Raw genomic sequence first — 26301 nt, 5'->3', positions numbered from 1 at the left:
AAAATTAATGTCCGTCAAAATCGATGATTGTCATTGATTTTACGCCTATTTTTTTAAGACGTTCCGCCCCTTGTAAAGCAGGTAAACCAATCACAAAAGCAGCATACTCTACTCTTCCACCTAAGCGATTAATGAGTTTTACTGTTGCTTCAACAGTTCCTCCCGTTGCCAATAAATCATCAATAACCAAAACATTATCGTTTTCTTTTATCGAATCAGTATGAATTTCTAAAGTATCTTGACCATATTCCAATTCATAAGATTGAGAAATTACTTCACGTGGCAATTTATTTGGCTTACGCACTAAAACAAAAGGTAATTCCAATGCTAATGCCACAGGTGCCCCAAAAATAAAACCACGAGATTCAGTTCCCACAACTTTAGTAATCCCTTTATCTTTAAATTGCTCAACCATAATATCCACTGCGGCTTGAAATGCGGCAGGAACTTCTAAAAGTGATGTGATATCACGAAAAACAATCCCTTCCTTTGGGTAATTTGGGATAGATTTAATCGATGATTTAATTAGTTCTAATTTCTGGTTCATAATTCAACCTAATATTTAGTTATACAAAACCTGCTAAATCTATCAAAAATGAGTAAAATTACAAGGAAAATAATTAATTTATCTCAACAAATTCGATAACAAAATTATAATTGAATAAAAATTAATCAAATATAAATATTATAATAAAAAGAATAGCATCACATTTTCCCCTCTTTTTAATGCCATATAAAACTATACCACCTCAGCAAGATAAACTCATACCCTAATTAGATCAAGGTATCTACAATCGATAACTTTATCATTCTGTGTAAGTTTTCATAATAGAATAAAGTTTTACATTTTGTACAACAATGGGAGTGTGTTAAAATTAAATAATAATTTATCGTCTCCAGCATAGCCTCAAAATAGGAATATATAGTGAAAAATAATTTAGCAATATTATTGCTTTTAAGCCTTAGCTTAGTAGCTTGTAATGAAGAACAGAAAAGTACAGTTAATACTGAACAACCAAAAGTTGAGCAAGCCCAACCACAAATTCAGAAACAAGATAAAATAGAAGCGGTCACTTCTGAACAAGAATTTGCAAAAACTGAAAAACAACAAACTCCTGCAGATTTAACCACTGAAAATAAAACACCGAGCTATGACCAAAAAGTGGAAGAGGCAAAAAAAGCAACACTTGATGCCGCAAATAAATTGGCAGGTGTGATGGAAAGTAAAGTGGAGCAAGTCACAAAACAATTATCAGATAAAATTAATCAAATTGATGTTGCTAAAGCGACTGAAAAATTGACTGATAAAATCAATGAAATTGATATCGATAAAGTAACCGAACCATTAAAAAAGCAAATGGATAAATTCAATCAATTTTTAGATAAATTAGACACGAATAAAGCGCCTGAGCAAAAAAAGAAAACAAAGATTGAGGAAGGCTATTTATAATGGCAAAATCGCCTTATATTACTCGTGAAGGGTGGCATACTTTAGATCAAGAACTTAAATTCTTATGGAAAGTAGAACGCCCTCAAGTTACTCAAGCAGTATCTGATGCTGCTGCATTGGGAGATCGTAGTGAGAATGCAGAATATATTTATGGAAAACGTCGCCTACGTGAAATTGATCGCCGAGTAAGATTTTTAAGTAAACGCTTAGAGGCATTAAAAATTGTCGATTACTCTCCTGCTCAAGAAGGAAAAATCTTTTTTGGTGCTTGGATTGAACTTGAAAATGACGATGCTGAAATTAATCAATATCGTATTGTAGGCTGTGATGAATTTGATCCTGCAAAACATTGGATTTCAGTAGATTCTCCTGTTGCTCGAGCCTTAATTGGTAAGCAGGTTGATGATGAGGTTCAAGTTGAAACACCATCAGGAAAAGTAACCCTTTATGTAAATAAAATTTGGTATAAATAAGTATTAATAAATACTATTTTACCTAAATCCCAGTTTAATTATTTTGGAGAAAAAAATGAACCAAAAACCTTTTTTAATTGCACCTTCAATTCTTTCAGCTAATCTGGCTCGTTTAGGTGATGATGTAAAAGATGTCTTAAATGCAGGGGCGGATGTTATCCATTTTGATGTAATGGATAATCACTTTGTACCTAATTTAACTTTTGGTGTACCGATCTGTAAAGCATTACGTGATTATGGTATTACAGCACCGATTGATGTCCATTTAATGGCAAGCCCTGTCGATCGTTTAATTCCTGAGTTTGCACAGGCAGGAGCAAATTATATTACCTTTCATCCAGAAGCGGCTGTTCATATTGATCGTACCTTACAACTGATTAGAGACAATGGCTGTAAATCAGGCTTGGTATTTAATCCAGCCACTCCTCTAAGCTATTTAGATTATGTAATGGATAAGGTCGACGTTATTTTATTAATGTCAGTCAATCCAGGATTTGGAGGTCAATCGTTTATTCCTGCAACCTTAGATAAACTAAAACAAGCTCGTAAAATGATTGATGAAAGCGGCTTTGATATTCGTTTAGAAGTAGACGGTGGAGTTAAAATTAATAATATTGCTGAAATAGCAAAAGCAGGAGCAGATATGTTTGTTGCTGGATCTGCTATTTTTGACCAACCTAATTATAAAACTGTTATTGATGAAATGCGTCAGCAACTGACAACCATTTAATCTATTTATTTTTCTTAAAAAATCATCTCTTCTAAGAATAATTTAGAAGAGATGAATAAAATAGAAAAGATCAAATACTTTACATCCAAGAATTATTACGAATAATACCTACTGCTAGCCCTTCAATTTCAATATATTGTTGTGAAGGATCGACAACGATGGTTTCAAGCTCATCATTTTCAGGATGCAAATAAAGTATATTACCTTTCTTTTCTAACCGTTTCACGGTAACTTCATCATCAATTCTAGCCACAACAACCTGACCGTTACGGACAGTATTAGTTTTATGTACAGCCAGTAAATCACCATCTAATATACCAATATTTTCCATTGAATTACCATTAACTTTTAATAAGTAATCCGCACTAGGTGAAAACATTTCTCCATTAACTGGATAATGATTTTCAATATTTTCAATAGCTAAAATAGGTTCCCCAGCAGCCACTTTTCCAATTAAAGGTAATCCAATTTCTTCACTTTCTTGCTCTTTTTCATCAACTAATAAACGAATACCTCTTGAAGTACCTGATAAAATCTCAATGTACCCCTTACGAGCTAAAGCTTTCAAATGCTCCTCTGCAGCATTAGGTGATTTAAAACCAATCTCACGAGCAATTTCTACTCGTGTTGGTGGCATTCCTGTTTCTTCAATATGATATTTAACAAAATCAAAAATTTGTTGTTGACGTTGTGTTAAGGGTTGACGTTGCATACTAGTTTTCTCCCTACTGTTTTTATATACAGATAATATTGGCATTATATACAGTATAATAATATTTGCAACCAAGAAATTACAGATCAAAATAAATTTTTATGCTAATATTTACAGGATTTATTTTTATATAAAAAGGATGACTGAATGTCTAAATTATTCACTCTTTATCGTAAAGTATTACAACTACCTCTTTCTTTATTAGTGAAATCTCGAGCAATTCCAGAAGATCCAATAAAGGAACTAGGGTTAAACCTAGAACAACCATTTATTTATGTTTTACCCTATTCTTCTCAAACTGATTTGTTAATTTTACAAAAGCATTGCTTAAGTTTAAATCTTCCAGATCCCTTACAAAATAATAATTTAAAAGGCTTATCTTTACCTCGTTTTGTTTTTTTAGATCAAGGCTGTTCATTTTTTAAAAATAAAGAAAATGTAAAAACACAAGTTATTTTTAATCAATACTTAACTTTACATCAAGATAATAAAGAACTTGATGTACAAGTTTTACCAACTTCAGTACTGTGGGGACGATCTCCAGGTAAAGAAAATGCTGCAAATTTACGTTTTTTAAGTTTCTTTCAACGTATAAACGCAATGCTGTGGTTTGGTCGTGATAACTTTATCCGTTTTTCACAAGCAGTTTCACTACGCTATATGGCTAATGAACATGGTTCTGATACTAAAATTGCCCATAAGCTCTCTCGTGTAGCTAGAATGCATTTTGCTAAGCAACGTTACTCTGCAACAGGACCTCAACTGCCAAATCGCCAAGCAATGTTTAATAAATTATTGCAAACGCCAAGTATTTTAGCGGCAATTGAAGAAGAAGCAAAGAAACCAAAAAGTTCACCTGAAAAAGCACGTAAAGAAGCAGAAAAAATAATGAATGAAATCGCTGCAAAAGTAAACTATAACAGTTTACGAGCTGCAGATCGGTTCTTAAGTTGGCTGTGGAATAAACTTTATCAAGGTATCACTGTGCAAAATGCCGATCGTGTGCGTAAATTAGCCTTGGATGGACACGAAATTGTGTATATTCCTTGCCATCGTAGTCATATGGACTATTTACTACTCTCTTATTTATTATACCACGAAGGTTTGGTCCCTCCGCATATTGCCTCTGGTATTAATCTTAACTTTTGGCCTGCTGGACCACTATTTCGTAGTTGGGGAGCATTCTTTATTCGTCGAACGTTTAATGGTAATCGACTGTATTCTACTATTTTCCGTGAATATTTAGCTGAATTATTCCATAGAGGTTACTCTGTTGAATATTTTATTGAAGGAGGGCGATCTCGTACTGGTCGCTTACTTTCACCAAAAACTGGAATGATGGCAATGACATTAAGAGCGGTTCAAGGTGCGACTCGCCCTATCTCAATTGTACCTGTTTACATTGGTTATGAACACGTACTCGAAGTAGATACTTATGCCAAAGAGTTAAGAGGTGCAAAAAAAGAAAAAGAAAATGTAGCTTTAGTATTTAGAGTAATTAAAAAATTACGTAATTTGGGACAAGGATTTGTTAATTTTGGTGAACCTATTCAACTTAACCATTATCTCAATGATCACCATCCACAGTGGAAAGAAGAGTTTGGAAATGAACGTCCACAGTGGTTCAATAGTGCCGTAACTGATGTTGCAGATCTCGTAATGACTCATATTAATAATGCTGCAGCTGTTAATGCAAAAAATTTAGTAGGAACCGCATTACTTAACTCTCGTCAACGTTCATTAACCAAAGAGCAATTACTAGAACAAATAGAAAGTTATTTACAATTATTACAAAATGCTCATTATTCAACGGATATCACTATTCCTTTAGAATCTGCGACTGAGTTATTAGAACACGTAATTAGTTTACCTCGTTCAGGTATTTTAGTTGAAAAAGATAGTTTTGGAGATATTCTTCGTCTCGATCGTGAGTCAGCCGTATTGATGACCTACTATCGTAACAATATTCAACATTTATTTGTATTACCTTCTTTAGTGGCTAATATCGTATTACACCACGAAGCTGTATCTAAAGATCTTGTTATTCAAATTATCAAACGTATTTATCCATTCTTAAAAGCGGAACTCTTTTTACGTTTTGATGAAATCTCACTGAATGATTATGTTGAAGCTATTATTCGTGAATTTACTCGTCAGGGAGTAATCAGAAATGAAAGTGATATGTTAATGATTAACCGTCATCAAGTTAGAACATTACAGCTCTATTCTGCTGGAGTTCGAGAACAATTACAACGTTACTATATTAGCTTAACAGTATTAATGGAGCAGACAGAAATTAGTCGCTCTGAATTAGAAGCAAAAAGTTGTTCTATTGCACAACGTTTATCTGTATTACATGGTATTAATGCACCAGAATTTTTTGATAAAGCATTATTCTCAACCTTTATTTCCAGTTTAAAAAGACAAGGTTATTTTGATAATGAGAATAAACCTAATTTTAATAAAGCTGAAGAAACCATTACTTTATTACAAGGACTCATTTCAAGTGAAATTCAATTCTCTATTCAAGGAACGATGGCTAAGTTAGATGAAAATAATCAATAAAAAATTCTCTTACTCTATCTTTATTTGAGAGTAAGAGAATATGAGTAAATAAAAATAGTTCAAGCGGTATTATAATATTAGTTAAATTAGAAATGATACCGCTTACTTATAACGCTTTTCATTACTTTGCTGATCTTCTCTCTTCAACCAGTCTAATTTTTCTTTGATTTGTTTTTCTAAACCACGCTCTGTTGGATGATAAAATTGAGTATCTTTTAATTCAATAGGAAAATAGTTTTCACCTGCTGCATAAGCATTAGGTTCATTATGTGCATAGCGATACTCTGCCCCGTAACCAAGGTTTTCCATTAATTTTGTTGGTGCATTGCGTAAATGAGGAGGTACATCGTAGTCTTTCGTTTCCTCAACAAGGCGTTTTGCTTCATTGAAAGCAGTATAAACTGCATTACTTTTTGCAGAAACTGCTAAATAAATAACCGCTTGTGCAATCGCTCTTTCACCTTCATAAGCACCCACTCGAGTATAACAATCCCAAGCATTAATCGCAATTTGCATTGCTCTTGGATCGGCATTGCCAATATCCTCTGAAGCAATTGCCAATAATCGACGTGCGACGTAAAGAGGATCACCGCCTACTGTTAAAATACGGGCATACCAATATAAAGCGGCATCCGGTGATGAACCTCTAATCGATTTATGGAGTGCAGAAATTAAATCATAATAACGATCACCGCCTTTATCAAAACGAGCCTGTCGCTCTCCTAATACTTCTGTTAGCAATATTTTATCTAAAATTTTATCTTTGCCTTGCTGTGTTGCCATATCTGACATTAACTCTAAGCAATTCAATGCAAAACGAGCATCTCCATTTACATAATCAGCTAATAAAGTGAGCACGTCATCTTTAATCAAAAAAGATTGTCCACCGAAACCTCTTTCTTTGTCATTTAAAGCAGTAGTCAATACTTGTAGAATTTCTGTATCCGTAAGAGATTTTAGAATATAAATTCGAGTACGTGAAAGCAAGGCATTATTTAGCTCGAAAGAAGGGTTTTCAGTAGTTGCTCCAATAAAAATAATAGTGCCATCTTCAATATGAGGTAAAAAAGCGTCTTGCTGACTTTTATTAAAACGATGAACTTCATCAACAAAGAGCAATGTTTGTCTACCTGTTTGTTTATTTATTTTAGCTGTTGCTATCGCTTCTCGAATTTCTTTTATACCGCTGGTTACTGCAGAAAGTCTTTCAACTTCAGCATCTAAATGATGAGCTATAATTTCTGCTAAGGTTGTTTTTCCTGTACCGGGAGGTCCCCAGAAGATCATAGAATGAGCATAACCTTTTTCTATCGCTTTATATAAAGGCTTATCTTTATTAATAAGATGAGATTGTCCAATATATTCACTTAAATCACGAGGACGCATTCTTGCGGAAAGAGGACGAAAATCATCTGAAAAATCAAAGGCTAAACTACTCATTCTGTTAACCAAAGACCTCGACGAATTTGTCGCATTAAAAGATAAATCCACGGCCATAGTAAACCACTAATAACAGCACCGAGTAATTCTTGAGAATGAAAACTCACATTATGTAAAATTAATTCTACAAAGAATATCATTATTTTAATAAGAGCCACATAACCCATTACTAGTATTGCTTGAAGTAATAATGACATATTCCGTAGAATAAGATGGTGTTTTGCAATTACATAAATGGCAATAGAAAGTACCAGAGCATGGATGCCAAGTACCGAACCAAGAACAAGATCCCACACAATGCCAATAACAAAAGCAGTACCAATATTAATTTTTTGAGGCAATGCAAGAACCCAATAAATAGTTAATAACACAACCCAAGCAGGTCTAAACCCCTGTAAATTTGTTGGCCATGGCATTATTTCTAGAATAAAAGCTATGATAAAAATAATAAACAATACAGATAACTTAAAAATAATATTAGTTTTCATTATTCGTTATTCCTTGTCCTTTTTCTGGCTCTGGTAATTTCACCTGTATTTTTATTTTTTTTGTTGGTTTTGAATAAGATAGTGGATTAGCGAAAGTACGACGTTCATTAACTACATTTCTTACATCTTGTGCAGAAAGCTTTTTAATGTTGCGTAACTCTTCGTTTGTTGGCCATAAGAGTAATAAATGACGCAAATGATTAAATGAAGCCAATGGACGAGCAACAATTCGGGCAAAATGTGCTTTTCTTGTATTTGAAACTGACTCAATCACCGCAACAGGATATCCTTCTGGAAAACGTCCACCTAAACCTGAGGTGACTAAAATATCACCTTTTACTATATCTACAGTTCGAGGTAAAGCATCAATGAATAATTCGTTATTCTGCCCCGAACCATTAATAATAGTACGCACATCGTTTCGTAATACCTGTACAGGAATTGAATGTAAAGAATCGGTAATCAATAACACTCGACTAGTCGTTTCCCCTACAGAAATCACTTGTCCAACAATACCTAACTCATCAATAACAGGTTGTCCTATAAATACACCACTTTGTCGCCCTTGATTAATCACAACTTGCTGACGATAGGTATCTATTTCAGCTGTAAGCACTTCAGCTACTTTTTTGTATTCATCTTGACGTAGCGGAGAGCTTAAGAGTAACCGTAAACGTTGATTTTCAACTTTTAATTGTTCAAAACGTAATAAACTCGCATTTTTCTCTCGAAGTTGTTCTTTTAACATTTTATTTTCTAGCTGTAATTTGGAACTATCAATAAAATTATTACTGACTCCATCAAGAATAATTCGAGGGGTATTTGCAAAATAATACAACACACTCACTGTTGTTTCCAACACGTTACGTACTTGAATTATCATATTACTACGACCATCAGATACAATTAACGCAATAGAAAAAACAATGGCAAAAAATAAACGAACGCCTAGTGAAGGCAACTTGGAAAATATTAGCTTCATTACAATAGAGAAATGAAATTATAAAAGGAGTTGGTAATGGCGATTTTTCCACTACCAACTACTGTTAATAATAGTTTAATTATCATCAAGGAAAATATCACCACCGTGCATATCAATGATATCTAATGCTTTTCCACCACCAAGTGCAACACAAATAAGAGGATCTTCAGCAACAATAACAGGGACACCACAAGCTTCTGAAAGTAAAATATCTAAGTTTTTCAACAATGCTCCACCACCAGTTAATACCATTCCTCGTTCAAAAATATCTGCAGCAAGCTCTGGAGGGCAACGTTCTAACACGCCTTTCACCGCATCAACAATACCATTTAAAGGTTGCTCAATCGCTTCAAGCACATCTTTAGAGGTTAATTCAAACTTTCTTGGAGCCCCTTCTGCGAGGTTATGACCGTGAACATCTGTGGTACTAATTTGACTACAACCACCATCCTCATCTTTGATAATATAAGCCGTTGCAAGCTCTTTTTTAATTCTTTCAGCCGTTGTTTCACCAATTGCAGAACCAAAATTACGACGAACATAAGCGATAATAGCATCATCAAACTTATCACCACCAATTCTTACTGAAGAAGAATAAACAATGCCATTTAATGAAAGTACTGCAACTTCTGTTGTTCCACCACCGATATCAATAACCATTGAACCCGTTGCTTCGTGAACAGGTAGTCCAGCGCCAATTGCCGCAGCCATAGGTTCTTCAATAAGATGAACTTCTCTTGCTCCCGCTCTAATCGTGGCCTCTTTAATTGCTTTACGCTCAACTTGTGTTGCACCTGCGGGTACACAAACAACAACGCGAGGACTTGGACGTAAAAAATTGCTACTGTGTACTTGCTTAATAAAGTATTGCAACATTTTTTCTGTCACATCAAAATCTGCAATCACACCATCTTTCATTGGTCTAATGGCATTGATACTTTTTGGTGTACGACCTAACATTAGTTTTGCATTTGAGCCCACCGCTGCAATACTTTTAGTTGACATCGCTCTGTCTTGACGCACTGCAACTACTGATGGTTCATTAAGAACAATGCCTTGTCCTTTTACATAAATAAGGGTATTTGCTGTTCCCAAATCAATGGAAAGATCATTTGAGAATAATCCACGAAACTTTTTTAACATATTTTAGCATCCGTTTTAATTAAGAATAGGTAAATAATAACCCGCTAAATATACAGAAATTTAACCATAAATTCAATGAAATAATTGTGTTATCTTGAGCTTAATTAGGGTTGTTCATAAGGTTTTAACTATTGATTTTGAAAAAATTAATAGCAATGACATCGCAAAAGGTACAAGCTCCCCCCTCCCTAGCCCTCCCCCGCAAGCGGAGGAGGGAACTTCGTGAAAAAAATCCTCCCTCCGTTTGCGGGGGAGGGAACTTCGTGAAAAAAATCCTCCCTCCGCTTGCGGGGGGAGGCCAGGAAGGGGGCTAAATTCCTTTAATGGTTTTTTTAATATGTTTTAAATTCGCAACAATAGTAAAAGTCATAATCACTAATAATGCCCACGCTCCCCATTTGCCGATATGTACCATAGACCAATGATTTAATTGATTTGGGTAACGCCATATTCCTGCAAATGTTCCTATATTTTCAGCCAACCAAATAAAAAATCCAATTAATCCAAAAGAGACTAACAACGGCATACTTCGCTGTTTATCATAAGACGTAAAATATACTTTTGTTTGAGCATATAACCCTAATACAAAACAGGCTAAATACCAACGATAATCACCGATATAATGATGAGTGAAAAAGTTAATATAAATACAGACTGAAGCTAACGTCGCTAACCAGTATGGAGGATAATTTATTACTTTAAGATCAAGTAAACGCCACGCTTGAATAATATAACTTCCGACTGCTGCATACATAAAGCCACTAAAAAGGGGGACGCCAAATAATTTGGTATATCCAAAATCAGGATACGCCCAAGATTGGACACTACTTGATGTTTTAAAGACTTCTAAGGCAAAACCGACAATATGAAATATAGTAATCGCTTTTAATTCATCAAATGTTTCCAGTTTAAAAAATAGCATTAATGCTTGTAAACTAATCGCAAAAATCAGCAACAGATCATAACGAGGAATGCCCAGTAATCCAGCTCTTGGAATGATAAATATTGCAATAAAAAATAATCCAGCAAATAGACACGCCCTTAACTCTTTTAAACAAAAAAAGCATAATTCGACAAAAAAACGTTTTATTCCTGTTAACGCTTTGATTTTGTGTGGCATCATTAACCAATGATCAATTTGATTAAGCATTTTTATATCCTAATGAGGGTAATAAGTACGATAAATAAAAGCACCTACAAGAATAATCAATATTATAATAATTTGAATTAATCTTTTCTTTGTTAATTTTTCTGCTGGCATTTTATTCTCCTGAAATAATATTTCATTAAATTAATAAAAATCATACTTTCATTATACCCTAAAATAGTGTTAAAATTTGTTCTAAATCAAATTTTTAGTATTTAGGGAAAGCTTAATTTTATGAAAATTATATCAGAATCGAAAATATCTAAACATAAATACAGCTCGATCCACTGTCAAAATTGTAATATTAGTCAGTTATGTTTACCTTTTACCCTTAACGATCACGAATTAAATCAACTAGATAATATTATTGAGCGAAAAAAACCTATCCAAAAATCTCAAATTATCTTTAAATCAGGCGATCCCTTACAATCACTCTATGCTATTCGTTCAGGTACAATTAAAAATTACACATTAAGCGAAAATGGTGAAGAGCAAATTACCGCTTTTCATCTTCCCGGAGATTTAATTGGTTTCGATGCTATCAATACAATGACTCATATCGGCTTTGCCCAAGCACTTGAAACCTCAATGATTTGTGAAATCCCCTTTGACATTTTAGATGATCTTTCAAGTAAAATGCCAAAAATTCGACATCAAATTATGCGTTTAATGAGTAATGAAATAAGAAATGATCAAGAGATGATTTTATTACTTTCTAGAATGAATGCAGAAGAAAAATTAGCCGCTTTTTTATACAATCTATCTCAGCGTTACTTTGCTCGAGGCTTCTCTGCTCGCGAATTTCGTTTAACAATGACTCGAGGTGACATTGGTAATTATCTTGGCTTGACTATTGAAACCATTAGCCGTTTACTTAGTCGTTTTCAAAAATCAGGAATGATTTCTGTTCAGGGAAAATACATTACTATTAATGAGATGGAACAATTAACTGAGATGGCAGGTTCTACTAAACCTCAAATCCCTATTGTTCAAACTGCATAATAAAATTTGTAAAAAATAACAACAATCATACCGCTTAAAAATATGAGGAATAAAAAATGGATTATCAATTTACTCGAATGGCGTATAACATTGTCGCAAAATGTTCAATGGAATATGAGGCTTTTGCTTCTTGGCTAAATAATGAACTTGAAGAAGCCCATCTTCCCATTATTTTAGATAAAATTACTCAATGTAAAGCAACTTATCCAAGCCCTTTTGAATGGCATTTAATTGGAAAAGAATACAGTCTTTATATTAATGATGATGAAGTAATGGCGAAAGCAAACAGTTTAATGCTTGATAATTATTCTGATGATATTGAAGAGGATTTTCAACTTTATACCCAAGAAAGCATTGCCGTATGCGGGATTGATGATTTTGAAAAGTTTATACTAGATTATCAATCTTTTTTAAATACTTTTCATTAATAAATAGAGAACAAGCGGTATCTTTATTTTTTAAATTTGCAAAAAACTCAAAATAAGTGACCGCTATCCTCTCAATTTTCATAATGTCCATAGGCACTGATTAGAATAACAATCACTTTATCATCTCTAATTTCATAAACTAAACGGTGCTCTTTATCAATTCTTCGTGAATAAATTTCACGTTCACTATAATGTTTTAAACGCTCAACCTGTCCTGTACCAGTTCTAGGGTGAATTGTAATTTCCTCTAAAAAATGTTGAATTTTTTTGAGCAATTTTTTATTACCATATTTTTTATGCTTTTTTAGATCCTTCTCTGCATCAGGTGTAACTATTATTGTATAAGTCATTAACCAAATAATTCCTTTTTATATTCTCCGTTCAATTCTCGACACTGTTCCAAAGGCGTGTTTAATCCTCTGTCAATTTTTGCATAAAAGGCTTCTTTGCTCATTTTGGTCTCACTTTCAGATAGCTTCTTCTCTGCTCGTTCAACGCCAATATTCATTGCTTCTAGCACCCGTACCGCCATTTGATATTGCTCTTCAGAAATATTGTCTTTTAAATATATTGCTTGCATATTTTCCCCTTTTATTACTTATAAGCTAAAAATAATTATACTCAGCTTAATTATTGAGTACAACTTATTTCAATCGTTTAACTTCACTCAAATAACTCGGTAAATCCCAAACACCACCAGGAAAACCACGACACATTCCAGCATAAGAGTCATTACTTAAAACAAACTTTTCACCATTCCAAGCGTACTCATTTGAATACCAACAATCCCCTACGCCACGTCCTTTCCAATAACCTGAAATAATGCCATTCTCATAACCATTCCCCTCACCTACAGTAGCCTGTACTTCATTTAATTGCTTATCAACCACCACATAATAAGCAGAATAATTATAAGCTCCCATCATACAAGGTATTTCTAACAGTGACTGTTTATCATTTAAAGCATAAGCCCAAATATCGGTATTTTTATTTACGAAATCACAAGGAAGTTTATTTAACTGTTTTTTTAGGTTACTTTTTAATAAACCAAACGTTAAGTGTTTTTTAGCTTTTGGCATCACAGGAATAGTAATAATTGGCTTGGCTTTTGGTTGTAAAACTGCTTCTTTACTTTTACCTTTTTTAATTAAGGCAGACGGCTTACCTACTCGTTTCTGATATTCGTCCATTTTTAATAATACTGCTGTTGCCCCTTGATCGGAAAGGATAAAGGTATCTCTCTTTGTTCCAAATTTGATGACACTTACCTTTTTCAACGCATTTAATAATGCTTGAGTTTGCTTTTTATTCAACTTACCAGTACAGGCTTTCGATAGGCGAATATCACCTTGTCCTTTACGATTTATAACAAAATAGACCTCTCTAGGACAAAAATCACCGCCATAAGAAGCAGTTGTCCTAAATTGAATCTCTGCACTTACTTTTTGTTTATTTCCTGCTTTTCGAGTCAACATAACAGAAACAAGATTTTCATATTCACTTTCAGGGTTATACCCTGCTGCTCGACAAGTTCCTGTATTATCACAAGCCAACTCCCAATCTTTATGTTGAAAATTTGGCATTTCTTTAGTAGTTTCATCACTCAATTCATTTGCCATTGTGGTTGGTGAAAAGAAGCATAATAAAACTAAGAGGCTTTGTATTATTTTCATTTGAGATCCTTTTTAAAGGTGTTGCATTTAGAAACTAAGGAAAGTTGGGATTTCTCCATTATAAGAAAGCGGTACGATCTTTGCAAATTTTTGCAAAAATCATACCCTTTAGCTACAGGGCAAAAAATTTTCACCTTTGGTAAAAAAATAATTTCCCATTGCCACAGAAACATTACCTGAAGCTAAAGATGTGTCATGATCTACACCATGTTTTTCAAACTCACTTATAAGATTATGATATTTTCCAGAACTTAAAGAAACAACTCCAGCACCTATTGCTTTACTGCCTTTACCAATAGCGATAGATCCTAATTCTAAAGCCTGTGTGCCTTTACCTGCTGCGATAGGATAAAAGCCTTTTACGTCACCAATTTCACTGTTCATGTTTAAATTGGTGTCATTTCCTGTTTGGGTTTCTGTTTTGGCATTTGTTTGAAAATAGTTTTTCTGCGCTTTAAGTGCTTCTACTTTAAGAACATCAAAAGCTTGTTCTTCTGTAGTGAATGCCATTGCTTATAAAGCATATTTCAAACACAATTAAAAATGCCAAGGCAATTTTTGCAAATTTAAATAAAAATGTACCTATTTGTGATGTTGCGAGGGACGTTGATGTTGTGCCAGTTTGCTATTTTGTTCTTCCTTTGGCTAATTCTGATACAACCGTAAAAGTTTGTGTGCTTTGGTTGAAGACAATTTTATAAATTTTATTCATGATTAAAGTTCCATTAGTTAAATTAGATTAACCTTTCCTTAGGCTTGCTCGGTGCGATAAATTCCTTTTATCATTTGTAATAATTTTTTGAAAAATTTCCCTATTCTCAAAATCAAAGTTTGAATGATTGTTATTTTTATTTTTTTCTACTATACTCGTTGCAATTTTTTTATGATGATTGAGGATCTTATGTTAGCACTTTCAACAAATAATATTCAGCTTAATGCTGCGGTGGACAATAAGGCAGATGCAATTCGTCTTGTTGCATTAGGTTTAACACAAAATGGTTATGTAAACACAGATTATGAAGCGGGTATGCTTGCTCGTGAAACACAAACTTCTACCTACTTAGGTAATGGTATTGCCATTCCCCATGGTACATTAAATACACGTCACTTAGTTCAAAATACAGGTGTTCAGGTATGTCAATTCCCTAAAGGGATCGATTGGGGCGAAGGTAATATTGCTTATGTAGTTATTGGAATTGCGGCAAAATCTGATGAGCATCTAACATTATTACGTCAACTAACAGGTATTTTAGGTGATGATAATGCAGCCGCTCAGTTAGCAAAAACCCAAGATGTTGAAGAATTTATTGCAATATTAAGTGGTAAAAAATTATTACCATCAACATCTGAAGCTCTTATTTCTTTAGATGTTGATACGTCTAATTTATTAACTTTAACTGCAATGAATGCAGAAAAATTACAACAACAAGGTTATGTGGATAATGATTTTATTAGTGAAATATTAGATACAACACCTTTAGCATTAACCAATAACTTATGGTTGAATGATACTAAATCAGGTAATCAAGTAAATGGTATCGCGGTTGCTCGTGCAAAAACAGGACAAACTATTGTAACAGTAGCAAGTGTTGATAGTGCAATGGATTCTCAAGTAGAGAAATTAATTAATGCAGATATACAGCAAAAATTAATAACAGGTTCTGTTGCAGAGATTGTTTCGCTATTTACAGAGGAAAAACCTCAACAAGCAGAAGCTGAAACGGTGGAGGGCGGCGTTGAAGCAACTTTTGTGATTCAGAATGAGCATGGCTTACACGCTCGTCCAAGTGCAGTATTAGTAAATGAAGTGAAAAAGTATGATGCTGAAATTTTAGTGCAAAATTTAGATAGAAACACACCGCTTGTGAAAGCAAAAAGCTTAATGAAAGTCGTAAGTTTAGGTGTTCAAAAAGGACATAAATTACGTTTTGTTGCAACAGGTAATGAAGCAAAGAAAGCTCTAGAAGAAATTGGTTTAGCTATTCAATCTAAATTAGGGGAATAAAATGTCGCAAGCATTGCGTATTTTAACGGTTACATTAAATCCTGCCCTTGATCTTGTTGGGCGAGTAAATCGTATAGAGATCGGTGAAGTAAATACCGTTGAAACATTAGGGCTTTATCCTGCAGGTAAGGGGATTAATGTTGCAAAGGTATTGGCAGATTTAGGTATAAATCTAAGTGTATCTGGCTTTCTGGGTAAGGATAATCAAGGGGATTTTGTACAACTTTTTGAACAAAATAAACTTAATGATCACTTTCAGCGTATTGAAGGTAAGACAAGAATAAATGTTAAAATTACAGAAATAGAAAATGATGTAACAGATCTTAATTTTCTTGGTTTTAATGTGTCTGAACAAAATTGGCAGAATTTTGTTCAGTATTCTCAACAATGGCATACACAGTATGATTTAGTAGCTGTCTGTGGTTCATTACCACAAGGAATTCGTGCAGAGCAGTTTGCTGATTGGTTGAAATCATTAAAAAATCAGGGGCTAAAAGTAGTCTTAGATAGTAGTAATGCAGCACTAACTGCAGGCTTAAAAGCAAGCCCTTGGTTAGTTAAACCAAATCATAGAGAATTAGAAACGTGGGTCGGACGTCAGTTAAATAGCATTAATGAAATTATTGATGCAGCTAAAGAATTACAAGCCCAAAATATTGAGAATGTAATTATTTCAATGGGTGCAGAAGGTTCAATTTGGTTAAATCATGATAATGTTATTCAAGCACAACCACCACGTTGTCAAGATATTGTAAGTACTGTTGGCGCTGGAGATTCTATGGTTGCAGGACTAATCTATGGATTCTCTCAGGGTTTAAATCAAGAGCAAACCTTAGCTTTTGCAAGTGCTACTTCAGCATTAGCAGTTTCACAAAGTAATGTGGGCGTAAAAGATAGAACTAAACTGGACTCAATTTTACAACAAGTAAAAATTACTCAGTTATAACGATTTTTTAATCAAAAAATAAGGAAACTAAAATGAAGTTATCATTTATTTATCCAAGTGATATGGGTAAAGCTCGTCAGCTTGTTATTGATAAAGTATTATCAAATACAGCTCAACAACAAGGTCACAGCATTGTTTCTACAGCAGAAGCAGAGCGTGTGGTGTTATTTAATGATCAAGTGCCAGCAGAAGCTACAGGTAAACAAGGTTGTATCTTAAATTTAAATGAAGCCTTTAACCAGCCTGAACAAGCGATTGCACAAGCGGTTAATTCTTCACAAGTTTTTGCAAAAGCAACAGCGACAGCATCAACAAGTGCCGTTAAAAATGTAGTAGCAGTAACCGCTTGTCCAACTGGGGTTGCTCATACATTTATGTCTGCTGAAGCAATAGAAAAATATGGTAAAACACAAGGCTGGAATATTAAAGTTGAAACACGTGGGCAAGTGGGAACGGGTAATACTATTACGGCTGAAGAAGTTGCAGCTGCAGATTTAGTATTTATTGCTGCTGATGTTGATGTTGATTTATCTAAATTTAAAGATAAACCAATGTATCGTACTTCAACAGGTGCTGCATTAAAGAAAACAGCAGAAGAGTTTGATAAAGCTTTTAAAGAAGCAACAATTTATGAAGGTAAAACACCTGCATCAAGCCGTTTTCAAAAGAAAGAGCGTAAAGGATTATATAAACACTTAATGACAGGGGTTTCTTATATGTTACCCATTGTTGTTGCAGGTGGTTTATTAATTGCTATTTCATTTATGTTTGGTATTGAAGCCTTTAAAGATCCAAATATTGCTTACGGCTTACCAAAAGCATTAATGGATATTGGTGGCGGTGGTGCATTCCACTTGATGATTGCTGTATTTGCAGGTTATGTTGCATTTTCTATTGCTGACCGTCCAGGGCTTGCTGCAGGTTTAGTTGGTGGTATGTTAGCAACAACAGGTGGTGCAGGGATTTTAGGTGGTGTAATTGCAGGGTTATTAGCAGGTTACATTGTTAAATTCTTAAACGATAATATTCAGTTACCAGCAAGTATGAGTTCATTAAAACCAATCTTAATCTTACCTCTTCTTGGTACAGCAATTGTTGGTTTAATTATGGTTTATGCAATTAATCCCCCTGTTTCAGCGATCATGGAATCATTAAAAGCGTGGCTAACTTCAATGAGTGGCACAAATGCGATTTTATTAGGTGCAATTCTTGGTGGAATGATGTGTGTAGATATGGGTGGTCCTGTGAATAAAGCCGCTTATACTTTCTCTGTTGGTATGCTAACTTCTCAAGTTTATACGCCAATTGCGGCTGTAATGGCAGCGGGTATGGTTCCACCAATCGCTATGACTATTGCAACTTTAGTGGCACGTAATAAATTTGATAATGAAGAAAGAGAAGCGGGTAAAGCATCGTTTGTGTTAGGTTTATGCTTTATTTCAGAAGGTGCGTTACCATTTGTCGCTGCAGATCCTTTCCGTGTAATCGGAACATCAATTGTGGGTGGCGCAGTTGCTGGTGCATTATCAATGATGCTTGCAATTGAACTTCAAGCACCACATGGTGGTTTATTTGTGATTCCATTTGTATCGGCACCATTGTTATATATTGGAATTATTGCGTTAGGTAGTGCAATTACTGGTATTACTTATGCAATTATTAAGCCAAAATTAGAAACAATGTAAATTAATGTTATTTTAATCATTGAGTAACCAAAGCACTTTCTTTTACAAGAAAGTGCTTTTTTATTTTGTTTATGTGCGTTAAAAGGGATTATACTAGCAAAGTTCCTAGGTATTTTAATGTTTCTTGAGCTTTAGCATTTTCAAGGTATTCTTTTAGAATACTCACTAGTTTTTCAAGATTTTGAACCGTGTCTCTTGCCACAAATTATTTATAAAAACGTAAGTTATTGATGGTTATTTCAAGAATGATGAAGCTTAGATCATTTAGAAGAACATGTTTACAGCAATCATAACCTAATTGAAAATTATCCACATAATAGCTACAAATAGATAGTTCATAAAATATCCAAAATTGATAAACTCGGAGTGGAACAAATAAGATATCTTTTTCTGGATAAGGGATTGCTTTTTCAATTAAGCATAATTGATATGCCAAGCGGTAATTTTCCTGAATACGTAATAATCTTACAGCGTGATATAAGCATTCCATGCTAGATGGATCATAATCATAACCCATTAACCAAGTGTTTAGCGCTTTCTCTGGGCCTTGTAGTTCTTCATAACATATCCCTAAGTTTTTATAAGCACAAGTTACCTCTTCTCTCCAACTACCGTCTTGAATGCGTTTTTCATACCATTTGGCAGCATTTTCATAATCATCGATATCTCGATAGGAGTTAGCTAAGTAAAACTTATAACGAGAGTTATCTGGTTCATCAATCAGTGCGGTTTCTAATAATATTATATCTCTTTCAAATTTATCCTGTTTACAACCACCATCTTTTAGATCAAGGATAGAGATTGTATTTATTTTTTACTCTATCTAAACAACGCTTTATTACTCTAGATTCATTTCGTACAATCATCACTAAGCATAATGTTCTTTTATCCGTCATAGAAATTTCTTAATATCAAATTAATGAAAGCTTATATACCATTAGTTGTTGTGTCGATGAGCATAATAACGTGAAATTTTGTTTGATTCAAATGTTAGTAAAGCCCTCTCTTAATGAGCAATATAAACATAGTTTACATTTTAATTTATAATTACTTTTATTGTTGCTCTAATTTTTCTTTTGCGATTAAAATACTTTTTTCAATAATACTTACTTTGGGATCATCCTTTGGAAGTAAACGCAACATCATTATCCAGGTTGTCATTGCTCTTTCATAATTCTCTTTTTCAAAATACTGAAAAGCTAATAAACTCAATGCTTCCAGATTAGTATGCTCTACTCTTAATATTTCTTTCAATAATTGCATTCCTTTCACATTCTCCACTTTATCCTGAGAAAACAGTAAAAAACGTACATAAGAAAGTTTATATTTTATATTCTCAGGCTCAAATTTATGGGCTTGTGCAAAGCTATCAAAAGCGAGTTGCCCTTTTTCCTGCACCATTGCAATCTGCCCTAACTTCCACCAGTTCTGTGCATTTTCAGGCTCTTTTTGTAATTTTAAACGTAATGCAATGGTTAATTGTTGTAGTTCACTTTTATCCAGTGGTTTAGTTTCGTCTTTTAACCTTTCATAAAAGTAAGGCAATTTTTGATAGGTCATTTCAAGCATTGCTTGTTGTTGCCACGATCCAACTTGTATATAACTTAAGGTTGCTAAAATAAGTAAAGTTAAAAAACCTGAAATACCCCAAATTTTCCCAAAACTTTTTTTATCTTCAGGAGCTTCTTCCTGCTCTGGAATATCTTGTAATAAAGCTTGCTGTAATTCGGTTTTAATTTGCTTGCTATTATCTAACAACCCCTGCTCTTCATCATCATTTAACTCTCGTAAACGATTAAAATAAAAGGCTTTGTTAAGTTTATTACGATTAATACCTTTATCTTTAGCGGTATGCCAAAATAATGGATAGAAAGCAATCAATCCTATAATTGCAGTAATAACAATGGCGATTATCCAAAAACTCATTTTTATTCCTTTTCTTTAAGTAATGTGGCTAAACGTTGTTGCTCGGAAGCGGTCAGATTTTCATTACTTTTTGCAATTTTTTGTGTTTTACTTTTTCTTGAGTGATGGCTGAAAATAAAAAATAAACCAAATAAAATTAATAGTACTGGTGCAATCCATAAGATTGCTGTTGCCGTTGTAACAGGCGGATCATAAGTTACAAAATGACCATAACGCTCCACCATATACTGAATAATATCTTGTTTCTGTTTACCTTCTTGAAGTAACTCAAATACTTTGGCTCGCATATCTACAGCTATGGTTGCGTTGGAATCTGCAATATTATTATTTTGACATTGTGGACAACGTAATTCCTGTGTTAATAAATGATAATCTTCCTCTTGCTGTGGTGAGGAAAAATCTAACGCATCAATAGCCGCAACAGCTGAAAGGCTAAAACAAAAAAGAAGTAAATAGACTATTTTTTTCATTATTTTTCACTTAATTTATTATAAATAGGTTGTAATTTTTGTTGCCAAACTTTTGAATTGATATCTCCAGTATGACGATAATGAATAATCCCCTTACCATCTACAATAAAGGTTTCAGGTGCACCATATACTCCTAAATCTAATCCAAAAGAACCCTTTTCATCGATAATCACTGTTTGATAAGGATTACCTAATTTTTTAAGCCATTGTCGTGCTTTTTTAGATTCATCTTTATAGTCCACACCAATAATATTAATTCCTTGCTTAGCTAATTGATTTAAATATTGATGTTCTGCATAACACGTTGGGCACCACGTCGCCCACACATTCACTAACAAAGGTTTACCTTGTTTAAAAAGTTCATTGCCGTATATTTTGTCTTCAAAGAGATCGTTTAATTCTTTAGCTGGCACTGGTTTACCAATTAAGGCACTTTCTAATGCCCTAGGATCATCACCTTGAGCATTGTGTTGTAATTGTACAAAAAATGCGATCATTAAAACCAAAAAGAGGATCAGTGGAATATAACGTTTTTTATTCATAATAATTTACTTCTCTTTTAACAAGGTTGAAAAACGATAACGGCGATCAAAAATACACAGCAAACCGCCAAATACCATAAATATACCACCAAACCAAATCCAGCGAATAAACGGCTTATAATATAAACGTAATGCCCACGCACCATCTGAAAGTTGTTCACCTAAGGCTACATATAAATCACGGCTAAATCCCCAATCAATGGCTGCTTCCGTCATCGACATTTTGCTGACCGTATAAAAACGTTTTTCTGCAAATAATGTGGTTTCAAATTGCCCATTTTTGGTAATATCAATTTGAGCCTTACCACCGATATAGTTTGCCCCGTTTGCCTCTGAAATACCTTTTAAAGTAAAATTATAATCAGCAATTTGTACACTTTCACCTACTTTCATTCGCACATCCCGTTCAACGCTATAATTTTGGCTAAATGCGATGCCCCATACTGTCATTGCGACTCCTAAATGAGCCAATATCATTCCCCAATGAGAACGAGATAATTTGGTTATTCCCACTAAGAAACTGTGTCTATGAGTTGATCGTTGATGCAATCCATAAAGACTAAATAACACAATAAATACCGATATCATTGACCCTAATACGGATGTTGCGGTAATTTTACTTTGTAGTACAAGCGGTAACATAAAACCTAAAATTAGCATAATAATTAAGCTGATAATAAAAGGTTTACGAATGGTACAAAATTGATCTCGTCGCCATTTTATTAAAGGACCCACACCCAGTAATAGGGCAAAAGGAATCATAATATAGAGGAACATTTGGTTAAAGAAAGGTGCACCAACCGAAATAGTACCTAATCCTAATTGCTTATGTACTAAAGGTAATAATGTTCCTAAAAAAACCACTGTTAATGCAGTCATTAAGAAAATATTATTTAAAAACAGGGCTGTTTCTCGTGAATAATGTTCTGCATTATGACGAGAGCGAATTTGATTTCCTTTGTAAGCATATAATCCAAAAGATCCTCCCACAACAACGATTAAATAAGCTAAAATATATAAACCACGAGTAGGATCAGAAGCAAAACTATGCACAGAAACTAAGATACCTGAACGTACTAAAAAGGTACCTAATAAACAGAGTGAAAAAGCTAAAATTGCGAGCAACACTGTCCACGCTTTGAATGATCCTCGTTTTTCGGTTACTGCCAGAGAATGCAATAATCCTGTTCCAGCCAGCCAAGGCATTAATGAGGCATTTTCAACAGGATCCCAGAACCACCATCCACCCCAGCCAAGTTCGTAATATGCCCACCAAGAACCTAATACAATTCCTAAGGTAAGAAAAATCCACGCCGCCATTGTCCAAGGTCTTGACCATCTCGCCCACGCAGTATCTAATCGTCCTGTCATCAATGAGGCAATCGCAAAGGCAAACGCTACAGAAAAACCAACATAGCCCATATAAAGTAATGGGGGATGAAAAATTAGTCCTATATCTTGTAATAATGGATTAAGTTCTCGCCCTTCTACTGGAAAATCAGGGAAGGTACGATCAAAAGGATTTGAGGTAAATAATACAAAGATTAAAAATCCAATCGCGACAATACCTAAAATACCTAGCACACGAGCGACCGCTTCTTGTGGTAAAGGTTTACTAAAAAAGGCAACCGCTGCACTCCAAAGAGAAAGTAACCAAATCCATAATAAAAGTGACCCTTCGTGAGATCCCCACACTGCCGATAAACGGTATTCTAAAGGTAAGTTAGTATTAGAATTATTGACAATATATTGTACGGAAAAATCATTAGTCGCAAATAAATAGAATAATGCCCCAAAAGATAAGGTTAAGCTTAAAAATAAGCTGTATGCCATTGGACGAGCCAACGCCATTAGCTGGGCATTACCTTTTTCTGCTCCCCATAGGGGGAAAATGGCTAATAATAATGAAATCGCTAAACTGAGCGATAACGTATAGTTCCCTAATTCAGCAATCATTGAGAACCTTCTTTAGATTGTTGACGATCTCTTTCACTCTCACTCGTTAAATTAGACACGCCCATCGGTTTATGAATTTTTTTCATCTGGTCATTTAATTCAGGTGGTACATAATTTTCATCGTGTTTTGCTAATACTTCTGTTGCTTCTAACACTGTTGGTGCAACAAGCACCCCTTGAGCAACTATTCCCTGCCCTTCACGGAATAAATCAGGCAAGATACCATCATATTTAACCGTCATTGAAGGTCCTATATCATTCAGTTCAAAGGTAACTTTTAAACTTTTATTATCACGTTCAACAGAACCAACCACAACCATTCCGCCCACACGGATACGTTGCCCTACTTTAGGTTTAGTGGAAACATCGTCGTTTTTACCATAAATTACTTCTGATGGTGTATAAAATAAATCAATATTTTGACGCAGTGCATAGAGCATCAAAGTGGACGCAATAGTCACGCCCACTAATACAAAAATAATGATGGTTAGTCTGGATTTACGTCTAGGGTTCATAAGCTCCCTCTTATTGTTTGTTGACGTTGTTTACGCTGTTGTTCTCGTTTTATTTCTTTAAATAGTGCTTTCTTACTGCTAATACTTTGCAAACCTAAAACTAAAATTGCGACAAAAGAAATCCCATAAGCGAGCCAGACATAAAAACCGTAGCCTCCCATATTAAAAAAATCACTCCAAGATTGAAAAAACATTGTTGTTCTATTCTCCATATTTGTATATTCGTAGACAGGGCATGCCCTGTCTCTACAAAAGTATTAAAATGTGTAAATTTTTAATTAAATATAACCGCTATTCGTTATAGAATAACTCATCTAATTTACTTCTTAATAATTTCTTATCTATTAATTTTGTTTCATATTGACTAATAATTGTCGGTGATGTACTTCTATTTAAAGAAATTTCAACAATATTTTCATCTTTTGTCCTGCATAAAATAATCCCAATACTAGGATTTTCGTGCGGTTTTTTGACATATTTATCCAATGCTCCAAGATAGAAATCCATTTTTCCCATATACTCAGGTTTAAAGTCTCCAACCTTTAATTCCAAAGCAACTAAACAATTTAATTCTCTATGATAGAACAATAAATCAATGGCATAATCTTTCGAGCCTACTTGCAATTTAAACTCTTCACCAACAAATAAAAAATCTTTACCAAATTCAAGAATGAAATCTTTTAAATTATGAATAATTGATTTTTTTAATCCAAATTCTGAATAACTATTTTGTAATCCTAAAAATTCAAGTGAATAATAATCTTTAATATGCTCATTAATATTTGGATAGATTTCTCTCGCCAATGGTGAGATATTTTTATCCGAAAGTAATACTCTCTCAAATAACCCACTTGCTAATTGTCTTGAAAGCTCTTTTTTCGTGTATTTTTCTTTTGCAGTGAGATTTAGATAAAATTCTCTTTCTTCATCACTTTTAGTTTGAGAAATAATAAGTATGTTATTTGTCCAACTAATTTCTCTCACCAGCAGTGAGAGTTTTGGATTTTTATGATAAGTTTCATAAAATTGTTTCATTCGCCATAAATTTTGAGCAGAAAAACCTTTCGAATTAAGTTCACTCTGCTTCAAAAAATCAGCCAGATTTTGAACTACTTTATTTCCCCAACCATCTTGTTTAACCTTATTAGTAATGTATTTACCAATATTCCAATAAAGCTCAATTAATTCACTATTAATCGCTTTAATTACATTTTCTCTAGCGCTTTTTATCATTGAGCTTATTTCAGTAAACTCTAATAAATAATTTGGTTGAATACTTGTCATAAATCTACCCTACTAAATTCTGTACCCAAGCACGATTTTTCTCACTTCTCACTAATTCTACTCGGTAACGTACTAAGGTAAACCAAATATAAAGCATCATAAAACCAAAAATACATAAAATTAATGGTATTAACATTGGGGTAGCAATGGATGGTTTTTCAAATTTTGTAATACTCGCTCCCTGATGTAGCGTATTCCACCACTCTACTGAAAAATGAATAATTGGTAAATTAATTACACCCACAATACTTAAAATACCCGCTGCTTTTGCTCCTACCCTTTCATTTTGAAAGGCTGAATAAAGTGCAATTACACCAATATAAAGAAAAAATAAAATAAGTTCAGCCGTTAAACGAGCGTCCCACACCCACCACGTTCCCCACATTGGTTTGCCCCAAATTGCTCCTGTGACCAGTGCAATAAATGTAAAAGTTGCTCCAATCGGTGCCATTGCAATCATTGCAATATGGGCTTGTTTAATTTGCCAAACTAATGCCACAACAGCCGCAATTGCCATTGAACCATAAACAGCCATAGACCAAATTGCACTTGGAACGTGAATATACATAATTCTAAAACTATTCCCTTGTTGGTAATCTGCTGGAGCGAAAGCCAACCCCCATACAATTCCAACGCCTAATAATGCAATACTTAGTACTGCAAATAATGGAATAAATTTTCCACACAAATAATACTGAGTTTCTGATTTAGCATAAGGGTGTAACCATTTCCACATTCT

General features: G+C 34.0%; 30 protein-coding genes. 9 read left to right on the top strand and 21 right to left on the bottom strand.

All coding sequences use genetic code 11. The features are described from left to right. Positions 1-4: 4 nt before the first annotated feature. Positions 5-547, bottom strand: a complete 543-nt coding sequence (gene apt / locus U9966_RS05475) for an adenine phosphoribosyltransferase (protein WP_306346907.1) — start codon at positions 545-547, stop codon at positions 5-7. A 378-nt stretch (positions 548-925) separates the two neighbouring features. Between apt and U9966_RS05470 the strand changes: the two genes are divergently transcribed. From U9966_RS05470 to rpe, 3 genes are read left to right on the top strand one after another with little or no spacing between them, the layout of a single operon-like run. Beyond that, positions 926-1450, top strand: a complete 525-nt coding sequence (locus tag U9966_RS05470) for a hypothetical protein (protein ID WP_306346906.1) — start codon at positions 926-928, stop codon at positions 1448-1450. Beyond that, on the top strand, positions 1450-1923 hold the full coding sequence (gene greB / locus U9966_RS05465; RefSeq protein ID WP_306346905.1) for a transcription elongation factor GreB: 474 nt from the start codon (positions 1450-1452) through the stop codon (positions 1921-1923). The genes U9966_RS05470 and greB overlap by 1 nt, the downstream gene beginning before the upstream one ends. Before the next feature lie 55 nt (positions 1924-1978). Then, positions 1979-2653, top strand: a complete 675-nt coding sequence (gene rpe, locus U9966_RS05460) for a ribulose-phosphate 3-epimerase (RefSeq protein ID WP_306346904.1) — start codon at positions 1979-1981, stop codon at positions 2651-2653. A 79-nt stretch (positions 2654-2732) separates the two neighbouring features. On the opposite strand, the gene lexA is transcribed toward rpe, so the two are convergent. Continuing rightward, a complete protein-coding gene (lexA, locus tag U9966_RS05455) occupies positions 2733-3365 on the bottom strand; it encodes a transcriptional repressor LexA (RefSeq protein ID WP_306346903.1) in 633 nt (210 codons plus the stop codon). A 147-nt stretch (positions 3366-3512) separates the two neighbouring features. Here lexA and plsB point away from each other — a divergent pair, with 147 nt between their 5' ends. Further along, the gene (gene plsB, locus U9966_RS05450; RefSeq protein WP_306346902.1) at positions 3513-5930 is read left to right on the top strand and encodes a glycerol-3-phosphate 1-O-acyltransferase PlsB; all 2418 of its coding nucleotides are present in this window, start codon (positions 3513-3515) and stop codon (positions 5928-5930) included. Between the two features lie 102 nt (positions 5931-6032). Here plsB and U9966_RS05445 read toward each other — a convergent pair whose 3' ends face one another. The 5 genes from U9966_RS05445 to U9966_RS05425 all read right to left on the bottom strand — a co-directional run bounded on the left by U9966_RS05445 (position 6033) and on the right by U9966_RS05425 (position 11133). Further along, entirely contained in the window at positions 6033-7370 is a 1338-nt protein-coding gene (locus tag U9966_RS05445; protein ID WP_306346901.1) for a replication-associated recombination protein A, read from the bottom strand. Then, a complete protein-coding gene (gene mreD, locus U9966_RS05440) occupies positions 7367-7858 on the bottom strand; it encodes a rod shape-determining protein MreD (RefSeq protein WP_306346900.1) in 492 nt (163 codons plus the stop codon). The genes U9966_RS05445 and mreD overlap by 4 nt, the downstream gene beginning before the upstream one ends. Continuing rightward, positions 7848-8840, bottom strand: coding sequence for a rod shape-determining protein MreC (mreC, locus tag U9966_RS05435; protein WP_306346899.1), 993 nt, complete (start codon positions 8838-8840; stop codon positions 7848-7850). Before mreC ends, mreD begins: the two co-directional genes overlap by 11 nt. A gap of 75 nt (positions 8841-8915) precedes the next feature. Next, positions 8916-9983, bottom strand: coding sequence for a rod shape-determining protein (locus U9966_RS05430; protein WP_306346898.1), 1068 nt, complete (start codon positions 9981-9983; stop codon positions 8916-8918). A gap of 310 nt (positions 9984-10293) precedes the next feature. Next, the gene (locus U9966_RS05425; RefSeq protein WP_306346897.1) at positions 10294-11133 is read right to left on the bottom strand and encodes a DUF817 domain-containing protein; all 840 of its coding nucleotides are present in this window, start codon (positions 11131-11133) and stop codon (positions 10294-10296) included. Between the two features lie 231 nt (positions 11134-11364). Between U9966_RS05425 and U9966_RS05420 the strand changes: the two genes are divergently transcribed. After that, positions 11365-12132: an FNR family transcription factor gene (locus U9966_RS05420; protein ID WP_306346896.1), complete on the top strand. Its 768-nt coding sequence runs from the start codon at positions 11365-11367 to the stop codon at positions 12130-12132. Between the two features lie 56 nt (positions 12133-12188). Beyond that, positions 12189-12560, top strand: coding sequence for a YacL family protein (locus U9966_RS05415; RefSeq protein WP_211597441.1), 372 nt, complete (start codon positions 12189-12191; stop codon positions 12558-12560). Positions 12561-12631: 71 nt separating this feature from the next. On the opposite strand, the gene U9966_RS05410 is transcribed toward U9966_RS05415, so the two are convergent. The 5 genes from U9966_RS05410 to U9966_RS10230 form a co-directional block, all read right to left on the bottom strand. Further along, a complete protein-coding gene (locus U9966_RS05410; RefSeq protein WP_306346895.1) occupies positions 12632-12910 on the bottom strand; it encodes a Txe/YoeB family addiction module toxin in 279 nt (92 codons plus the stop codon). After that, complete coding sequence (locus U9966_RS05405; protein WP_306346894.1) at positions 12910-13140, bottom strand: hypothetical protein; 231 nt, start codon at positions 13138-13140, stop codon at positions 12910-12912. The genes U9966_RS05410 and U9966_RS05405 overlap by 1 nt, the downstream gene beginning before the upstream one ends. 64 nt (positions 13141-13204) lie before the next feature. Further along, on the bottom strand, positions 13205-14233 hold the full coding sequence (locus tag U9966_RS05400; protein WP_306346893.1) for a DUF1176 domain-containing protein: 1029 nt from the start codon (positions 14231-14233) through the stop codon (positions 13205-13207). 108 nt (positions 14234-14341) lie between these two features. Further along, complete coding sequence (locus U9966_RS05395; RefSeq protein ID WP_306346892.1) at positions 14342-14743, bottom strand: hypothetical protein; 402 nt, start codon at positions 14741-14743, stop codon at positions 14342-14344. A 115-nt stretch (positions 14744-14858) separates the two neighbouring features. Further along, complete coding sequence (locus tag U9966_RS10230) at positions 14859-14945, bottom strand: ESPR domain-containing protein (protein ID WP_407675204.1); 87 nt, start codon at positions 14943-14945, stop codon at positions 14859-14861. A gap of 189 nt (positions 14946-15134) precedes the next feature. On the opposite strand from U9966_RS10230, the gene fruB reads away from it, so the two are divergent. From fruB to U9966_RS05375, 3 genes are read left to right on the top strand one after another with little or no spacing between them, the layout of a single operon-like run. Further along, positions 15135-16238 (top strand): fused PTS fructose transporter subunit IIA/HPr protein, encoded by a 1104-nt coding sequence (gene fruB, locus U9966_RS05385; protein ID WP_306346891.1) that lies wholly within the window; start codon positions 15135-15137, stop codon positions 16236-16238. A 1-nt stretch (position 16239) separates the two neighbouring features. Then, positions 16240-17184, top strand: a complete 945-nt coding sequence (fruK, locus tag U9966_RS05380; protein WP_306346890.1) for a 1-phosphofructokinase — start codon at positions 16240-16242, stop codon at positions 17182-17184. A gap of 32 nt (positions 17185-17216) precedes the next feature. Beyond that, on the top strand, positions 17217-18869 hold the full coding sequence (locus tag U9966_RS05375; RefSeq protein WP_306346889.1) for a fructose-specific PTS transporter subunit EIIC: 1653 nt from the start codon (positions 17217-17219) through the stop codon (positions 18867-18869). Between the two features lie 205 nt (positions 18870-19074). Here U9966_RS05375 and U9966_RS05370 read toward each other — a convergent pair whose 3' ends face one another. From U9966_RS05370 to U9966_RS05330, 9 genes are all read right to left on the bottom strand, one after another. Further along, on the bottom strand, positions 19075-19359 hold the full coding sequence (locus U9966_RS05370; RefSeq protein WP_306346888.1) for a hypothetical protein: 285 nt from the start codon (positions 19357-19359) through the stop codon (positions 19075-19077). A gap of 563 nt (positions 19360-19922) precedes the next feature. Next, positions 19923-20795 carry a c-type cytochrome biogenesis protein CcmI gene (ccmI, locus tag U9966_RS05365; RefSeq protein WP_306346887.1) on the bottom strand — a complete coding sequence of 291 codons (873 nt, stop codon included), beginning with the start codon at positions 20793-20795 and terminating at the stop codon, positions 19923-19925. Positions 20796-20797: 2 nt separating this feature from the next. Beyond that, the gene (locus U9966_RS05360) at positions 20798-21265 is read right to left on the bottom strand and encodes a cytochrome c-type biogenesis protein (protein ID WP_306346886.1); all 468 of its coding nucleotides are present in this window, start codon (positions 21263-21265) and stop codon (positions 20798-20800) included. Next, complete coding sequence (locus U9966_RS05355) at positions 21265-21807, bottom strand: DsbE family thiol:disulfide interchange protein (protein ID WP_306346885.1); 543 nt, start codon at positions 21805-21807, stop codon at positions 21265-21267. Before U9966_RS05355 ends, U9966_RS05360 begins: the two co-directional genes overlap by 1 nt. A gap of 6 nt (positions 21808-21813) precedes the next feature. Beyond that, the gene (locus U9966_RS05350; protein WP_306346884.1) at positions 21814-23763 is read right to left on the bottom strand and encodes a heme lyase CcmF/NrfE family subunit; all 1950 of its coding nucleotides are present in this window, start codon (positions 23761-23763) and stop codon (positions 21814-21816) included. Continuing rightward, positions 23760-24278, bottom strand: coding sequence for a cytochrome c maturation protein CcmE (gene ccmE, locus U9966_RS05345; RefSeq protein ID WP_306346883.1), 519 nt, complete (start codon positions 24276-24278; stop codon positions 23760-23762). The genes U9966_RS05350 and ccmE overlap by 4 nt, the downstream gene beginning before the upstream one ends. Continuing rightward, on the bottom strand, positions 24275-24472 hold the full coding sequence (gene ccmD, locus U9966_RS05340; protein WP_090922737.1) for a heme exporter protein CcmD: 198 nt from the start codon (positions 24470-24472) through the stop codon (positions 24275-24277). The genes ccmE and ccmD overlap by 4 nt, the downstream gene beginning before the upstream one ends. 97 nt (positions 24473-24569) lie before the next feature. Next, entirely contained in the window at positions 24570-25562 is a 993-nt protein-coding gene (locus U9966_RS05335) for a PDDEXK nuclease domain-containing protein (protein ID WP_306346882.1), read from the bottom strand. Positions 25563-25566: 4 nt separating this feature from the next. Further along, positions 25567-26298 carry a heme ABC transporter permease gene (locus tag U9966_RS05330; protein ID WP_306346881.1) on the bottom strand — a complete coding sequence of 244 codons (732 nt, stop codon included), beginning with the start codon at positions 26296-26298 and terminating at the stop codon, positions 25567-25569. Positions 26299-26301 lie beyond the last annotated feature (3 nt).

This window comes from Pasteurella atlantica (assembly GCF_963693435.1).
GTDB lineage: Bacteria > Pseudomonadota > Gammaproteobacteria > Enterobacterales > Pasteurellaceae > Phocoenobacter > Phocoenobacter atlanticus.
This window is presented reverse-complemented; position numbering and strand designations above follow the sequence as displayed.

Coding starts and splice junctions, on each gene's coding strand:
- apt (WP_306346907.1), bottom strand. CDS start 547: ATGAACCAGAAATTAGAACTAATTAAATCATCGATTAAATCTATCCCA.
- greB (WP_306346905.1), top strand. CDS start 1,450: ATGGCAAAATCGCCTTATATTACTCGTGAAGGGTGGCATACTTTAGAT.
- rpe (WP_306346904.1), top strand. CDS start 1,979: ATGAACCAAAAACCTTTTTTAATTGCACCTTCAATTCTTTCAGCTAAT.
- lexA (WP_306346903.1), bottom strand. CDS start 3,365: ATGCAACGTCAACCCTTAACACAACGTCAACAACAAATTTTTGATTTT.
- plsB (WP_306346902.1), top strand. CDS start 3,513: ATGTCTAAATTATTCACTCTTTATCGTAAAGTATTACAACTACCTCTT.
- U9966_RS05445 (WP_306346901.1), bottom strand. CDS start 7,370: ATGAGTAGTTTAGCCTTTGATTTTTCAGATGATTTTCGTCCTCTTTCC.
- mreD (WP_306346900.1), bottom strand. CDS start 7,858: ATGAAAACTAATATTATTTTTAAGTTATCTGTATTGTTTATTATTTTT.
- mreC (WP_306346899.1), bottom strand. CDS start 8,840: ATGAAGCTAATATTTTCCAAGTTGCCTTCACTAGGCGTTCGTTTATTT.
- U9966_RS05430 (WP_306346898.1), bottom strand. CDS start 9,983: ATGTTAAAAAAGTTTCGTGGATTATTCTCAAATGATCTTTCCATTGAT.
- U9966_RS05425 (WP_306346897.1), bottom strand. CDS start 11,133: ATGCTTAATCAAATTGATCATTGGTTAATGATGCCACACAAAATCAAA.
- U9966_RS05420 (WP_306346896.1), top strand. CDS start 11,365: ATGAAAATTATATCAGAATCGAAAATATCTAAACATAAATACAGCTCG.
- U9966_RS05415 (WP_211597441.1), top strand. CDS start 12,189: ATGGATTATCAATTTACTCGAATGGCGTATAACATTGTCGCAAAATGT.
- U9966_RS05410 (WP_306346895.1), bottom strand. CDS start 12,910: ATGACTTATACAATAATAGTTACACCTGATGCAGAGAAGGATCTAAAA.
- U9966_RS05405 (WP_306346894.1), bottom strand. CDS start 13,140: ATGCAAGCAATATATTTAAAAGACAATATTTCTGAAGAGCAATATCAA.
- U9966_RS05400 (WP_306346893.1), bottom strand. CDS start 14,233: ATGAAAATAATACAAAGCCTCTTAGTTTTATTATGCTTCTTTTCACCA.
- U9966_RS05395 (WP_306346892.1), bottom strand. CDS start 14,743: ATGGCATTCACTACAGAAGAACAAGCTTTTGATGTTCTTAAAGTAGAA.
- U9966_RS10230 (WP_407675204.1), bottom strand. CDS start 14,945: ATGAATAAAATTTATAAAATTGTCTTCAACCAAAGCACACAAACTTTT.
- fruB (WP_306346891.1), top strand. CDS start 15,135: ATGTTAGCACTTTCAACAAATAATATTCAGCTTAATGCTGCGGTGGAC.
- fruK (WP_306346890.1), top strand. CDS start 16,240: ATGTCGCAAGCATTGCGTATTTTAACGGTTACATTAAATCCTGCCCTT.
- U9966_RS05375 (WP_306346889.1), top strand. CDS start 17,217: ATGAAGTTATCATTTATTTATCCAAGTGATATGGGTAAAGCTCGTCAG.
- U9966_RS05370 (WP_306346888.1), bottom strand. CDS start 19,359: ATGGAATGCTTATATCACGCTGTAAGATTATTACGTATTCAGGAAAAT.
- ccmI (WP_306346887.1), bottom strand. CDS start 20,795: ATGAGTTTTTGGATAATCGCCATTGTTATTACTGCAATTATAGGATTG.
- U9966_RS05360 (WP_306346886.1), bottom strand. CDS start 21,265: ATGAAAAAAATAGTCTATTTACTTCTTTTTTGTTTTAGCCTTTCAGCT.
- U9966_RS05355 (WP_306346885.1), bottom strand. CDS start 21,807: ATGAATAAAAAACGTTATATTCCACTGATCCTCTTTTTGGTTTTAATG.
- U9966_RS05350 (WP_306346884.1), bottom strand. CDS start 23,763: ATGATTGCTGAATTAGGGAACTATACGTTATCGCTCAGTTTAGCGATT.
- ccmE (WP_306346883.1), bottom strand. CDS start 24,278: ATGAACCCTAGACGTAAATCCAGACTAACCATCATTATTTTTGTATTA.
- ccmD (WP_090922737.1), bottom strand. CDS start 24,472: ATGTTTTTTCAATCTTGGAGTGATTTTTTTAATATGGGAGGCTACGGT.
- U9966_RS05335 (WP_306346882.1), bottom strand. CDS start 25,562: ATGACAAGTATTCAACCAAATTATTTATTAGAGTTTACTGAAATAAGC.
- U9966_RS05330 (WP_306346881.1), bottom strand. CDS start 26,298: ATGTGGAAATGGTTACACCCTTATGCTAAATCAGAAACTCAGTATTAT.